Here is a 14,719-nt window from a genome sequence, read left to right on the forward strand (position 1 = left end):
CAATATTTTTTCAAAGCCTCAGGAGTACTCCGGAGGCTTTTTATGTTCGCCCGGCCCGTTGGAGCCGGAAAAAACGGGAAGGGGCGGTCCTTTGGGGAGTAAAAAACCGGTGGCGGCGGGAAATTGCCTGAAGCGGGTAAAATGTGTCATGGACGCATAATATAACGTTATATAAGGCGTCAAAGGCAAGGCGGCTTGAAGGTAACTCTTACCGGCCGGTCCCTTTAACGGGCTGGTCCAGGCGGTTTGGCGGTGCACCGGCGCCGGAATTGTGCAGAAGGGCCTTGACGAAACCGGGTGATTATAGTAAAATACTTGACGGTGACAAAATACCGTTCCTCGATAGCTCAACGGTAGAGCAACCGGCTGTTAACCGGTAGGTTGCAGGTTCGAATCCTGCTCGGGGAGCCAGGAAAAGCCACGCCTGTTATTTTTTGCGGGTGTGGTTTTTTTGTTCATTTTTTATACTTTATGCAGGTAAAATCGAATAATTATCGAAAATAGAAAGTGCAGCTTTTCACATGTTGCTTGGGGGCATTCACATTGAGCGATCAGTCCTCCCGGATATTGGAGTATCTCTATGTTAATTGTGGTGTGGACCTGCGCGGTTACCGGAAGGAAACGCTGGAGCGGCGTTTGACCGTGCGGATGGCCGCCACCGGATGTGTCAGCTGCGGGCAGTACATTGATTATCTGCAGGAGCACCCCGGCGAATGCGAGGATTTTATTGATGCGTTGACCATCAAGGTAAGTGGTTTCTTCCGTGATCCCCCGGTCTATGAAATCCTGAAAAATAAAACTTTCCCTGATCTGCTGTCGGCCAGAACAAAGCAGGGGAAATCATTCGTCAGCGTCTGGTCGGCCGGCTGCGCCCGGGGGCAGGAGGCCTATACGGCGGCGATGCTGTTGCATGATCTGGCCGCAAAAGAAGCGCCATTTTTAACGCTGCATATAGTGGGTACAGATGTCGACGCCCGGTCACTGCAGGCGGCCCGGGAAGGTCGCTATCCGGCCGGGGAACTGGCCGGTACGGAAGAGGGCTTTTTAAAACGTTATTTTGTCAAGGAAGGTGATTATTACCGGGTCGTCCCCGAGATCAGGCGGATGGTTACTTTCGGGCGGCACAATCTGACCGGGATGAACAGTGGCGGTCCTTCGGAAGGTCTTTTCGCATCATATGATATTATTTTCTGCCGCAATGTGCTTATTTATTACAACCGTGACCGGCAATCCCGGGTTTTGAAACGGCTGGCCGGCATGCTGAATACGGGCGGCTGTCTGGTGTTGGGGAAGGCGGAATCGCTGCCGCGTGAACTTTCCACCGCCATGCCGGAAGCATACCGGGGAACAAAAATATATTTCAAGAGGGAGAGTCTATGCCTTTGAAAGAGGTTGCCAATGAGTATCCCCTGCCGGCGCATGGTTTGCGCAACCGCCTGCTGACGGGGGTTTTACCTGTTTTGACCGGCATGATTGTGATCATCTTGGTGATCAATTTTATTTATCAGATGGAAAACGGTAAGGCCGTCGCCGCCCAAACCCTTTCCCTGGTGGCTGATTCTTATGAAAATGACATTCAGCAGTGGCTTGCCCGGCGGCAAAACGAGGCGGCATTGACCGCGGACAATCCTTTGATCCGGCAGAGCACAGTGGAAATATTGAAGAACGGGCCGGAAGCGGCACCGGCGCGGGATACGGTAACCAGGTTTTTGCAGGTGATGCTGCAGGAAATACCTGTTTACGACGAAATTTACTGTCTGGATCCGGCCGGACGGATCTTGTTTTCCACCAACCAGGCCCGTGTGGGCCTGACCAGGCCGGTGGACAACCTGCTTAAACAGCCCCTGGAGCACGGCGGTGTATATTTTCAGGATGCTTATTTCGCTTATTCGACCAAAGTGCCCTGTGTGGCCTATTCGGCCGCCGTCAGTGATCCGGACGGAAAACGCCTGGCCGTGCTGGTTTTCCGGGTGAAAACCAGTGAGTTTCTGGATTCCATCGCCCGCGGGCAGGCCCGTTTGGGGAAAACCGGCGAGGTGGTGCTTTTGAAGCGCGACCGCACAGTAATTAATGAACTGCGCAACAAGCCCGGCTCCAGTCTGTCTTTCCGTTCCTCCTCCGAACCGGCGATATTGGCTGCAAAAGGAGAGGAAGGGGTCAAGGAAACCACCGACTATGACAACCGTCCGGTGATGGCCGCCTACCGCAGCATCCCCTTTGCCGGTTGGGGCCTGGTGGTCAAACAGGACATGAATGAGATAATGTTGCCGGTATGGCGCTCCACCATGCTGATTACCCTGCCCGGTTTGACCGGATTGCTCCTGCTGGTGCTGCTGGTCACCTTTATTATCGGCCGGGCCGTGGCGCCCTTGCAGACTCTTACCGGGGCCGCCGCCGCCCTGAGCCGGGGTGATTTCAGCCGGCGGATTGATGTGGCTCTGCATAAGGATGAAATCGGTGTATTGGGCCGGACTTTTAATGATATGGCCGCCGGCCTGCAGGCGCAGTTCGGTGCGCAGGAGCGGCTGCAACAGCTGCTGGAGGTGCTTGTTTCCACCATTCAGACCGGGCCGCTGCTGTATACTGCTCTGGAATCCATTGCCCGCAGCCACGGCTTTGCTGTGGGGGCGGTTTACCTCCAAAAGGAGGAAACAAAAACTTTAAAGCTTATGGCTGTCTATTCCCCTTCCAGCCGGCTGTTGCTGGCGGATGAATTGCCGGCCGGCGAGGGACCGGGCGGCCAGGCGCTCTCCTCCCGCCGGCCGGTGGTGCTGGATGATGTGCCAGCTGATACGAAATATACGGTGCGGACAATCAGCGGCGAATTATTGCCGTCGTATATTTATCATTTGCCCCTTGTTTTCGGGGAGCGGGTGCTTGGTTTGCTCGTGCTGGGCGGTGTGCAGCAGCCGGCGGCGGATTGTCTGGAACAGCTGCAATCGATGGCCACCCTGCTGGCAGTGGCCGTAAACAATGCCCTGATGTTCGAGCGGGTGCAAAACATGTCCGAAGAGTTGTCTGCACAGAACGAGGAGTTGCAGGCGCAGGCCGAGGAACTGCAGGCGCAGGCCGAGGAACTGCAGACGCAGGGCCGGGAGTTGGCTGAAAAAAATCAGCAGCTGGAGCAGGCCACCCGGATGAAATCCGCTTTTCTGGCCCGCATGTCGCATGAGTTGCGTACACCGCTGAATGCTGTAATTGGCTTTTCGGAAATTTTACTGGAAGGTTTGTTTGGCGAACTAAACGCCAAACAAAAGGAATACCTGAAAGACATTTTATCCAGCGGACGCCACTTGCTTTCATTGATTAATGATATCCTGGATCTGTCCAAAATTGAGGCCGGGCGGGTGGAACTGGCTTTGCGGCCGGTGGATCCGATGGAAGTTATGCATGAAGCGCTTATTTTGACCTGGCCGGAGGCGGTGCGGAAAAAGCTGCAGATTGATCTCCAGTTTTCTTCCGGTCAATACAAGGTAATGGCAGACAGTGAAAAGTTGAAACAAATTTTTGTCAACCTGTTGTCCAATGCCGTTAAATTTTCCCCTCCCCAGGGCCGGATTAACGCCACCGCGGCCGGGGATGGAAAGGAATTGACGCTGAGTGTGACCGATCAGGGAATCGGCATTGCGCCTGAAATGCACCAGGTGATTTTTGATGAATTCAAGCAGGGTGAGTACCGGCCCAATACTCCGGTCAAAGGAACCGGTTTGGGACTGGCTATTTCCAAAAAACTGGTAGAAATGCACGGCGGACGGATCTGGGTGGACAGCCGGCCCGGCTGCGGCGCCACTTTCAGTTTCACCTTGAGGCTGGCGGCGGAGCATGCCGCGCCCGCTGGCCGGACCGGTGCTGCCGACCAGGCGGCGGCGGCTGTTGAAGCGGAAGAACCGGTGCTGCTGGTGGAGGACGACCCGTCGGCCTGCAGGCTGCTGGAAGCCTATCTCGGCGAGGAAGGCTACCGGGTGGAAACGGCGGGCACGGGGGAGGAGGCTCTCGAAAAAGCGGATCGTCTGCACCCCTGGGTGATCATTCTGGATATCATCCTGCCGGACCGGGATGGCTGGGAGGTTCTGGCGGAACTGAAAAGTGCGCCCGGGACCAGGGATATACCGGTGGTCATTGTTTCCGCCTTGAACGAAGCCGGGCGCGGCATAAGCCTGGGCGCGCTGGATTACTTTGTCAAACCGGTGGATAAGGATCTGCTGCTGGCCAGGCTGCGTTCCCTCAAGGGCTTGCCGGAAGGAAATCCCAGCGTGCTGGTGGTTGATGACGATCCGAAAATCGTGGAGTATCTGGCCGCAGTGCTGGAATCGTCCGGTTACAGGGTATTTCGGGCCGGCGGCGGGCGGCAGGCGGTTGATTTGGTTTTGCGGCAGGCGCCGGATGTGATGATCCTGGATCTGGTAATGCCCGAAATGACCGGCTTTGACGTTTTGGAGGAGCTTTCCACGCATCCGGAAGCGGCAAAAACCCGTGTTTTTATCCTGACGGCCAAAGATCTGACGGCGGCCGAAAAGGACAGGCTGAACCGCCGGGTGATCACTATCGCCCGCAAGGGTGAGTTGTCCAAAGGGCAGTTTTTAAAACGCCTGGAACAGGTCAGAAAAATGACCATGAGAAAGGGGACGAACGCCTGTGACCATCCTGATCATTGAGGACAACCCGATAAATACCAAGCTGGTGCGTGATCTGCTGCAGGCCGGCGGATATACCACCCTGGAGGCGCAGGATGCTTCCACCGGCCTGGAGATCGCCCGCCGGGAAAAACCCGATCTGATTTTAATGGATATCCAGTTGCCGGGTATGGATGGCCTGGAGGCCACCCGCATTTTAAAAGCGGATCCCGCCACCGCCGGCATTCCGGTTTTGGCTGTGACGGCCTATGCGATGAAAGGTGATGCGGAAAAGGCGCTGGATGCCGGCTGTGACGGCTATGTGACAAAGCCCATTGAAATCCATCACTTTATCAAAAAGGTGCGCAGCCTGCTGACTTTCTAAAAAAGCAGGGTGCCGGGCAAACCGAAAAGCAGGGTGCCGGGCAAACCGCCCGGACCCCGGCCGGTGGACCGGCAGACGAGCCGGGCACAAACAAAAAAGTGCCCGTTTCTGCATGAATTCTTCATTGAAGAAACGGGCTTTGGCAATAAAGTTTGGGAAGGGAGAGGTTTATGCAAAACATTTGATCGCCTGATTGCCTTCAGTGTTCTGGAAGCAGGATACGAACAGGTCCCCGGCCCTGACGATGCCGACTATCTTGCCTTCATCAAGTACCGGCAGGGAGTCGACCCTCTCCTGAAGCATGATTTGCAGTGCTTTGTCGACAGTATCGCCGGCATTCACGCCGAGCATTACATATCTGGTCACTTCCCTGGTGCAGGCATACATACCGGGGTAAAAAACGCGTTCCGTGATCAGGGCATGGTGTACATCCTGCTGGTGAACAAAATCACTTGCATTGCCGTCATACGGCTCCATCATTTCTCCCACTGTCATCATTTCGTTTCCGGCCATTAGCCGGTTCCGGGCGGGAACCGGCGGCCCCGCGGCCGGTAATCACTCCTTTCACATTTTAATTGTCCCCGTTGGCGGGGAGCGGTACAGGGGCCGGTTAAATTGCCGTTCCGGGCGCTGCTGCCATGCTTGCCGGGTCAACCCCCGCAGGGGCGATGTCCTTGGGATTGTTATCTCATTCACATTTTAAGGGATGATTTTACTTTTGTCAAGACCGGAATTTTTTTCACAAAGAAAAAATTGAAGAGTCCAGGCGGTAATTGGATATTGATTTTTCTCCAAATAATTGATAGAGTATCATGTGAAATAGGACTCATTAGGGGGTGATTTATTTCCCGAATCAGGCGCGGCAATAACCTGCCGGCGGGCATTACGGAGTTTGAGCGGCAATTACATAACCGGTGCAATGACGGAAACGGTATTTTGAAACGGGGTGAAGGTGTTGAATATCCGCGTCAAGATGTTGTTGGGATTCGCGGCGGTATTGTTGCTTTCCGTTTTACTGGCTGCGGTCGCCCTCTTCAAAATTTACCAGCTCAACGATTACGCCGCGGAAATGGCCATTCAGGTGCAGAGGGTCCGGGCGGCCGAAGAAATGCGCTACAACCTGGTTATGAAAGAGGCCTGCGCGCGCGGGTATTATCTTTACCGGCAGGCCGGTTACGTACAGGATTTCAAAGAATATGCCCGGCGGAACAAGCAGTTGGAACAGGAGTTGTACCAGCAGGCCCGGCGCAAGGAGAACCGGGATTACGCCGCCCGGCTGATGGAATTGGAAGACCGCTACAACAATATTGTCCTGCAACAGTTTTTCCCGGCCGTGGCCGCGGCGCAGGGGACGGCGGCAAATGCGGCCGGACGGATGGCCCCGGCTTTTGACGGCATATATAAAATGACGAATGATTACGCCGTGAAAAGGGAGGCCGAGATGTCCCAAATCAACCAGGGCGGCGGGCAGGAGGTGCGTACGGCGCAGGTTGTCCTGCTTTCCTTAACCGGATTAATTCTGATTACCGGTCTATTGTTCAGCCTGCTCTTCGCCGGCCGGCTGGCCGGGCGGTGCCGCCGTCTGGCCGGGGAGGCGGCGCGTATTGCGGAAGGGGATCTAAGCGGCAATGTGCAGGAATGTGGGCGCGATGAACTGGGTCAACTGGCCTGGGCATTTAACCGGATGGTGGAAAGCCTGCATGCCATGGCGACGGAAATCCGGGACAAGAGCGTTCTTTTGGCCGGGCATAGCCGGGAGCTGTCCGCTGCCAGCCAGGAGGTTACGGCCAGTGTGGAGTCCATCGCCACTGCCACGGCCCAGGTGGCGGCGGTGGCCGAGGAGGAAGCCGCCAGCGCCGGCAATGCGGTGGAAATGGCCCGGCAGGTGGAAAGCGCGGCCGCGGCGGGCAACGATGCCGTGCAGCAGGTGGTGGCCAAAATGCACAACATCCGTTCGAAAGTGGACAACAGCGCTGCTTCTGTAAAACGGCTGGGTGAGCGTTCGGAAAAAATCGGCCATATTGTGGATGTGATCGGAGGCATTGCCGGGCAAACCAATTTGCTGGCCCTGAATGCGGCCATCGAGGCCGCCCGGGCCGGGGAGCAGGGCCGCGGTTTTGCCGTGGTGGCCGAGGAGGTGCGCAAATTGGCGGAACAATCGGCCCGCGCGAGCGGTGAAATTGCCGTGCTGATTGGAGAGATTCAGACGGAGACCGGGAACGCGGTGTCCGTCATGGATGAGGGTGCCCGGGAAGTGCACGACGGGGTCGAGGTGGCCGACGTGGCGGGCCGGTCCCTGTCGCGCATCATGCAGGAGATCCGCAGCAACGGTGAAGTTGTGGAGCAAATTGCCCGGGGGGCCGAGCAATCATCCCGGGGGGCGCAGGAACTGGCGCAGTCCACGGAGCAGGTGAACAGTTTTGTGCAGCAGATCAGCGCTTCAGCCCAGGAAATGTTCAGCATGAGCCGGGAGTTGGAGAAACTGGCGGCCCGGTTTAAAACGCAGCCGGCTTGAATGGGGGCGGTCCTTTCCGGGCGGCGTCCCCTGATTTTATTTTTCGCGGACAAGCTTCCGGGCTTGTTCCGGAGGCGTATTATCAGCCTTTTGTAGAAATGGTGAGTAATAAGACGCGTTATCGAGTATTACCCGGTGTAATATAAAATCCTTCCCATTTTGGGCTTATACCGGATTTGCATAATTACAGCAAAATATGTAAAAAATATAGTTAAGGTCAGTCAAGGTCAGGCAAAGAGGTGAGGGCCACGGACCATGCATAATATTTCGGACCTGATCGAACAGCATTTGAAGGCTTTGCTGGCCGCCAGCGCGGAAGGGTTTATTGAGATTCAGCGCAACGAACTGGCCGGCCGGTTCAACTGTGTGCCTTCCCAGATCAATTACGTATTGGCCACCCGTTTCACCCTGGAACGGGGATTTCTGATCGAGAGCCGGCGCGGCGGCGGTGGATATGTGCGCATTATGCGTTTGAATCTGGACCGCCGGCTGGATCTGGTTGCCCAACTCTGCGACCTGGCGGGCGGGGCGGTCTCGCAGCAAAGGGCGGAAGATTTAATCCGCCGTTTGTTGGACGAGGAGTTGATTACCAACCGGGAGGCCCGGTTGATGCTCGCGGCGGTCAGCCGGGAGGCGCTGCGCGTGGGGCTGCCGGCCAGGGATCAGCTGCGTGCGCTCATTCTGAAAAGCATGCTGATCAGTTTGTTGCGGATAAACGGGAAATCAAACGGTGTTTTATGAACCACCCGGCTGGAATGTCCCATCCGGTGGAATAATTTATTCAGACGCTTGAAAAGGTCGGTGAAAATTGATGGAATGCGAACGTTGCCACCAGCGCCCGGCAGTGATCTTTTTAACTGAAATCACCAACGGGCAAAAACGCACCATGCGCCTTTGCGAACAGTGTGCCCGGGAAATTCAGGCCGAGAGTTTCGGTTTTTTGCCCCAGATTGATCTCCATAATTTCCTGGCCGGCTTATTGCATAACGAATTCAACCCACCGGCGTCCGGGCCGGCGGAACCGCCCGCCGCCGGCGCCCGTTGCGAGGCCTGCGGTTTGACCGAGGCGCAGTTCGCCCGCCAGGGCCTGCTGGGCTGCGGGGAATGCTATAAATATTTTGGTGAGCGGCTGGAACCGGTTTTCCGGCGCATCCACGGCACCACCTGCCACGCCGGCAAGGTGCCCGAGCGCACCGGCGGCCGGGTCAAGGTGGTCAACCGTATTGAAAGACTGAAGCTGGAAATGAAAGAAGCGATTAACCGGGAAGAGTTTGAACGGGCGGCCCAACTGCGGGACTCCATCCGGGAACTGGAAAAAGAATTGCAACAGGAGGACCAGGCCCATGCCTCTGAAAGAAACTCTGAATAACGCGCACAGCCACTGGATGGACGGCAGCGGTCCCGAAGCTGATATTGTGATCAGCAGCCGGGTGCGGGTGGCCCGCAATCTGGCCCAGTTGCCGTTTCCCCACCTGCTGTCGCCGCAGCAGGCCGGTCAGGTGATTGATGCCGTGCGTGCGGCGGCTGATAGCGCGGCTGTGCGGGAAAAGGCGGGCGAACTGACCGTCATCCGGATGAATGAATTGACTCCGGTGGACAGGCAGATACTGGTGGAAAAACATCTGATCAGTCCGGACCTGCTGGAGGATTTTGAGCGCAAGGCGGTGGTCCTGCGGGAAGATGAAGTACTGAGCGTGATGATTAACGAGGAAGATCACCTGCGCCTGCAATGCCTGCTGCCCGGACTGCAGCTGAACGAGGCCTGGCAGCTGGTAAACGCTTTGGACGACGGACTGGAGGCCACGCTTGATTACGCCTTTGACGAGAAGCTGGGCTACCTCACGGCCTGTCCGACCAATGTGGGCACGGGCATGCGCGCCTCGGTAATGCTGCATCTGCCCGGCCTGGTACTGGTCAATCAGATCCGCGGTGTGCTCGCCGCCATCTCCAAGCTGGGGCTGACGGTACGCGGCCTTTACGGTGAGGGTACCGAGGCCGCGGGCAACCTGTTCCAGATTTCCAACCAGATCACCCTGGGGCAGGCTGAAGAGGACATCGTCGCCGGACTGATTTCCGTCACCCGGCAGTTGCTGGGCCAGGAAAGGGCGGCCCGGGAGGCATTGAGCCGGGAGCGGAAGGAACAACTGGCGGACCGGGTGGGCCGCGCCTACGGGGTGCTCAAACACGCCTGCATCATGTCTTCCGAGGAAGCGATGCGCCTGTTGTCCGACCTGCGGCTGGGCATCAATCTGGAGATGATTAAAAACATTCCGGCCAGTTTGATTACCGAATTGATTGTGCTCACCAGGCCGGCTTTTCTGGTGCACGCCGCCGGACGGGAATTGAGCCCGGTGGAGCGGGACGTTTACCGGGCCAAGCTGATTCGCCGGAAAATAGCGGCGGCGCAGCAATGTTAGTTCCCCGGCGGGGATGAATAACGGCGGTGTTCCCGGAGCAATTTGTGCAGGGAAGGGGCACGGAGGGAAGCCGGCGTAACCGTCCGTGTCCCGGCGGTTGTCCGGTATGTCCAGTAGCGGCGCATCCGGCGGCACGGTAACACCCGGAAGGTCTGTGTGGAGGAAAACCGCCCGGTTGCACTGCGGGCTACAGGTTTAAAGTTCCCAAGAAAAAATTGAAGGGGTGTTTTCTATGTTTGCCCGTTTTACACAAAGGGCGCAGAAAGTACTGTTCCTGGCCCAGGAAGAGGCCAGGCGTTTGAATTACCCGTATGTGGGCACCGAGCATCTGTTGCTGGGCTTGATCGGGGAAGGAGAGGGTGTGGCCGCCAAAAGCCTGGCCGCGCTTGGTGTCGAAGCGGATAAAGTGCGCGCCATGGTTGAGCAGATGGTGGAAAAGACCGGCGGTCCGCTGCCGGCGGAGATCGCCCTCACCCCCCGGGCCAAGCGGGTGCTTGAACTGGCAATGGACGAGGCACGGCGGATGGGCCACAGCTATGTGGGCACCGAGCACCTGCTGCTCGGTCTGATCCGGGAGGGCGAAGGGGTGGCCGCCCAGGTGCTGGCCGCTTCCGGCGCCGATCAGAACCGGGTGCGGGGTGTGATCATGCAGATGCTGGGCGGCGCGGCACCGCAGGGGCAGGGACAGCCCGGGACCGCCCGTCCCGCCAACAATACCGCTACTTTGGATCAGTTCGGCCGGGATCTGACCGCACTGGCCCGGGAGGATAAGCTGGACCCGGTGGTGGGCCGGGAGAAGGAAATTGAGCGGGTGATTCAGATCTTGAGCCGGCGCACCAAGAACAATCCGGTGCTGATCGGCGAGCCCGGGGTGGGCAAGACAGCCATCGCCGAGGGTCTGGCCCAGCGCATTGTCACCGGCAATGTGCCGGAAATACTGCTTAAAAAAAGGGTGGTCACTCTGGACCTGCCTTCCATGGTGGCCGGCACCAAGTACCGGGGCGAGTTTGAGGAACGGATTAAGAAGGTAATCGGGGAAATCATCAAAGCCGGCAATATCATCGTCTTTATCGACGAACTGCATACCCTGATCGGCGCCGGCGCGGCCGAGGGGGCCATTGACGCGGCCAATATCTTGAAGCCGGCGCTGGCGCGGGGTGAACTGCAGTGCATCGGCGCCACCACCCTGGACGAGTACCGCAAGCACATTGAGCGTGACCCGGCGCTGGAGCGGCGCTTCCAGCCGATTACCGTCGAAGAGCCGTCGGTGGAGGAGACTATCGCCATCCTGCGCGGCCTGCGGGACAAATACGAGGCGCATCACCGGGTGCGCATCACCGACGAGGCATTGGAAGCGGCGGCCCGGCTGTCGGCGCGCTACATCGCCGACCGCTTTTTACCCGACAAGGCCATCGACCTGATGGATGAAGCCGGTTCCCGCGTGCGTCTGCAGGCATTCACCGCACCGCCCAATTTAAAGGATCTGGAGAAGCGGATTGAAGCCTTGCAGAAGGAAAAAGAGGCGGCCGTAAACGGCCAGGAATTTGAAAAGGCGGCCCAGCTGCGTGATCAGGAGCAGCAATTGAAAAAGGAACTGGAATCACGCCGTCAGGCCTGGCAGTCGGCCCGGGGCAACCAGGAACTGGTGGTGGGCGGGGAGGATATCGCCCAGATTGTGAGCAGCTGGACGGGTATCCCGGTGAAAAGGCTGGCCGAGGAAGAGTCGGAGCGCCTGCTGCGCCTGGAGGAAATCCTGCACCGGCGGGTGGTCGGCCAGGACGAGGCGGTGCGGGCAGTGGCCCGGGCGGTGCGCCGGGCGCGGGCCGGGTTGAAAGACCCCAGGCGGCCGATAGGTTCCTTTATCTTCCTCGGTCCCACCGGGGTGGGCAAGACCGAGCTGGCGCGGGCATTGGCCGAAGCGCTGTTCGGCGACGAAGACGCCCTGGTGCGGCTGGATATGAGCGAGTATATGGAGCGTTTTGCCGTTTCCCGGCTGGTTGGTTCCCCGCCCGGTTATGTGGGCTACGAGGAGGGCGGCCAGCTGACCGAGGCGGTGCGGCGCAAGCCCTACACGGTGGTGCTGCTGGACGAAATCGAAAAAGCCCACCCCGATGTGTTCAATATTTTACTCCAGGTGCTGGAGGACGGCCGCTTGACCGACAGCAAGGGGCGCACGGTGGACTTCCGCAACACGGTGATCATCATGACTTCCAACGTGGGCGTGCACCTGCTGCGCCGGGAAGGCACCCTGGGCTTCCGGCCGGCCGGCGATCAGGAGGCCGGCTATGAAAAGATGAAGGACCGGGTGACGGATGAGCTCAAGCGCACCTTCCGCCCCGAGTTCCTCAACCGGCTGGACGAAATTATCGTCTTCCATTCCCTGACGGCTGAGCATATCCGGGAGATTGTCGGTCTTATGCTGCAGGACGTGGCCGCCCGGATGCAGGAAAACGACGTCATCATTGATGTCACTGAAGCGGCCCGGGACCTGCTGGCCAAAGAAGGCTTCGACGAGCAGTACGGCGCCCGTCCCCTGCGCCGGGCCATTCAGCGCCAGATTGAGGACCGCCTGTCGGAGGAAATGCTCAAGGGCACTTTCAAGCCGGGCGACCGGGTGGTCATCGACGCCGCCGAAGGCCGGATTACCGTGCACCGGGCCGGCGACGGGGCGGCCGCGGCGCCTTTGACGGGGCGGCTTGATCAGATGCAGCAAACCCCCGGTGTTTCCCCGCCCCCGTCCGGCGGTCCGGACGAACGGCCGGAGGAAACTGGTTATACCCATTAAAGGGCTCATGTTATGTAGAAGTTTGTCACAAATCCCCTGGGCTGGATGGCTTAAGGGGATTTGTACTTGGGCTTTATGAAACTTTTCATTTTGCCAAAGCAGGAAAAAACATGCATTTTACCGAAATTTTAAGGCATTACATACTATTTTCTCTCGCTGGGTAATCATGGGATACCATAATGGAGGATGAAATAATGACTTTAAATTTATATAAATACGGACTCGACGACTATTTCGTAAACGAATCGTTAATATATACGAACTTGTTTATAGCACGCGTTACTGAGCAGCACCGTGAACAATATAAAGTAATCACAGAATACGGCGAGCTGAACGCTGTTGTTTCAGGAAAACTTGCCTATCATGCAGATGGCAAAGCCGGCTTTCCTGCTGTTGGCGATTGGGTGATGATCGACAGAGTGGACGAAAACAGTGGGCATGCCGTCATACATCACATACTAGGCCGCAAAAGTAGGTTTACTCGCAAAGCTGCAGGCACGGCGAATGAGGAACAGATTGTTGCTGCAAATATTGATACCATCTTTATTTGTATGTCGCTCAATGCCGATTTCAATCTCAGACGATTGGAAAGATATCTGACGATTGCTTGGGAGAGCATGGCAACCCCAGTAATTGTTTTGACAAAATCTGATTTGTGTGAGGATGTAAGGCTAAAATTGAACGAAGTAACATCTGTGGCTATGGGCGTTGATGTAGTGGTCTGCTCCGCCGAAAACTCTGATGGTCTGGATGTGATCCTGACTTATACCAAGCCTGGAAAAACCATTGCTTTTATCGGTTCGTCAGGTGTTGGCAAGTCAACGCTTATTAATCGTTTGATGGGTCAGGATATTCTTGCGACAAAGCAAATCCGCCGGGATGATGACAAGGGCAGACATGCTACGACCCATCGTCAATTGCTTCTGCTTCCAAATGGGGGCATCGCAATTGACACTCCTGGTATGCGCGAGCTTAAGATTTTCACAGGTGACCTTTCGAAAACCTTCGAGGATATAGATGAACTCGCCTTGGGATGCAAATATAAGAACTGCGCCCATAGCAATGAACCCGGTTGCGCTGTAAGACAGGCGATTAAAAACGGAATACTGTCAGAAAAACGTTTTGAGAGCTATCAAAAGCTGCAACGCGAGATGTCCTATGACGGTCTGAACGCTCGCCAACGGGAGAATGAAAAAATCAACCGTATGTTTGGAAGCAAGGCAGAAATGAAGCAGGCATTCAGGCAAATAAAGGGAAATAAAAAACGATGATAACGATCCATCCCGGAAGAGCCGTCCTTACGGACTTTCGGAAAAATACCGGCAATTTATCGGCAATTTTTCGGCAATAACCTGGCAGGCGGAAAGGCCCGTTGCCCTGATGGGTGGCTGGTCTTTATTATGTCGAAGACAGGCGGCCTTTTTACGTTGGAAATAGGGCCGGCATAGGGTCTATTGCGAGTTAATCTGCAAGACGAACAAACTATATCTCCGTCCGGTTGGGCCGGCAGGTGCGGGTGCCCGCCGGGAAGCTGCTGGAAATACCGGGGTATGCCCAAAAGGATTGATAGGCTTTTCATCCCGGCATTCGATAGCCGGGATTTCGCATTTTTAAGAAAGGAAAATCAGCCGGGCGGGGAGAATACTTTCCTATCCCCGCCCGGCCCTGGAAGGAAAATCATGAAAGGAAGCATAACAAGCCGTGGAGAGAACACCTGGTTAATCCGGTATTACTTGCCGGGGTCGAAAAAGCAAAAATCTGTCACATTCAAGGGCAGCTATGAGGACGCGGAATTTAAGCTGGCGGACTTGCAAAGGGAGGCAAAAACTGGCTTTGCTACGGAGCCGGAAAAGATTACGGTGGCTGAGTGCCACGTTCCTGCTTCGCCAGAAAATTCACCCGAAGGTTTTAAGTGAAAGGCTGGGCCATTCAACTTTAGCAACAACAGATATGTATAGCCATGTACTGCCGGACAGCCAACAGGAAGCGGTCAAGGCGATGGAG

General features: G+C 56.6%; 11 protein-coding genes and 1 tRNA gene. 11 read left to right on the top strand and 1 reads right to left on the bottom strand.

Annotated elements, in window-relative coordinates; all coding sequences use genetic code 11:
• Positions 1-336: 336 nt before the first annotated feature.
• From A6M21_RS05680 to A6M21_RS05695, 4 genes are all read left to right on the top strand, one after another.
• A tRNA-Asn gene (locus A6M21_RS05680) sits at positions 337-411 on the top strand.
• 132 nt (positions 412-543) lie between these two features.
• Positions 544-1,386 carry a CheR family methyltransferase gene (locus A6M21_RS05685; protein WP_066666917.1) on the top strand — a complete coding sequence of 281 codons (843 nt, stop codon included), beginning with the start codon at positions 544-546 and terminating at the stop codon, positions 1,384-1,386.
• A complete protein-coding gene (locus tag A6M21_RS05690) occupies positions 1,377-4,655 on the top strand; it encodes a response regulator (protein ID WP_066666918.1) in 3,279 nt (1,092 codons plus the stop codon). The genes A6M21_RS05685 and A6M21_RS05690 overlap by 10 nt, the downstream gene beginning before the upstream one ends.
• The gene (locus A6M21_RS05695; RefSeq protein ID WP_066666919.1) at positions 4,636-4,998 is read left to right on the top strand and encodes a response regulator; all 363 of its coding nucleotides are present in this window, start codon (positions 4,636-4,638) and stop codon (positions 4,996-4,998) included. Before A6M21_RS05690 ends, A6M21_RS05695 begins: the two co-directional genes overlap by 20 nt.
• Before the next feature lie 168 nt (positions 4,999-5,166).
• Here the strand turns inward: A6M21_RS05695 and A6M21_RS05700 are convergent, their stop codons facing one another.
• Positions 5,167-5,496 (bottom strand): CBS domain-containing protein, encoded by a 330-nt coding sequence (locus A6M21_RS05700; protein ID WP_161486013.1) that lies wholly within the window; start codon positions 5,494-5,496, stop codon positions 5,167-5,169.
• Between the two features lie 457 nt (positions 5,497-5,953).
• On the opposite strand from A6M21_RS05700, the gene A6M21_RS05705 reads away from it, so the two are divergent.
• The 7 genes from A6M21_RS05705 to A6M21_RS18655 all read left to right on the top strand — a co-directional run bounded on the left by A6M21_RS05705 (position 5,954) and on the right by A6M21_RS18655 (position 14,631).
• The gene (locus tag A6M21_RS05705; RefSeq protein WP_078060423.1) at positions 5,954-7,513 is read left to right on the top strand and encodes a methyl-accepting chemotaxis protein; all 1,560 of its coding nucleotides are present in this window, start codon (positions 5,954-5,956) and stop codon (positions 7,511-7,513) included.
• A gap of 255 nt (positions 7,514-7,768) precedes the next feature.
• Positions 7,769-8,254 (top strand): CtsR family transcriptional regulator, encoded by a 486-nt coding sequence (locus tag A6M21_RS05710; protein WP_066666921.1) that lies wholly within the window; start codon positions 7,769-7,771, stop codon positions 8,252-8,254.
• A 70-nt stretch (positions 8,255-8,324) separates the two neighbouring features.
• The gene (locus A6M21_RS05715; RefSeq protein ID WP_066667070.1) at positions 8,325-8,882 is read left to right on the top strand and encodes a UvrB/UvrC motif-containing protein; all 558 of its coding nucleotides are present in this window, start codon (positions 8,325-8,327) and stop codon (positions 8,880-8,882) included.
• Positions 8,857-9,930, top strand: coding sequence for a protein arginine kinase (locus A6M21_RS05720; protein WP_066666922.1), 1,074 nt, complete (start codon positions 8,857-8,859; stop codon positions 9,928-9,930). Before A6M21_RS05715 ends, A6M21_RS05720 begins: the two co-directional genes overlap by 26 nt.
• A 232-nt stretch (positions 9,931-10,162) precedes the next feature.
• Positions 10,163-12,715, top strand: coding sequence for an ATP-dependent Clp protease ATP-binding subunit (locus A6M21_RS05725; RefSeq protein ID WP_078060424.1), 2,553 nt, complete (start codon positions 10,163-10,165; stop codon positions 12,713-12,715).
• Between the two features lie 179 nt (positions 12,716-12,894).
• On the top strand, positions 12,895-13,986 hold the full coding sequence (rsgA, locus tag A6M21_RS05730) for a ribosome small subunit-dependent GTPase A (protein ID WP_427854604.1): 1,092 nt from the start codon (positions 12,895-12,897) through the stop codon (positions 13,984-13,986).
• Positions 13,987-14,265: 279 nt separating this feature from the next.
• Entirely contained in the window at positions 14,266-14,631 is a 366-nt protein-coding gene (locus tag A6M21_RS18655; RefSeq protein WP_066666924.1) for a hypothetical protein, read from the top strand.
• The last annotated feature ends 88 nt before the right edge of the window (positions 14,632-14,719 follow it).

This window comes from Desulfotomaculum copahuensis, assembly GCF_001655685.1.
In the GTDB taxonomy this organism is placed as follows: domain Bacteria; phylum Bacillota; class Desulfotomaculia; order Desulfotomaculales; family Desulfovirgulaceae; genus Desulfotomaculum_G; species Desulfotomaculum_G copahuensis.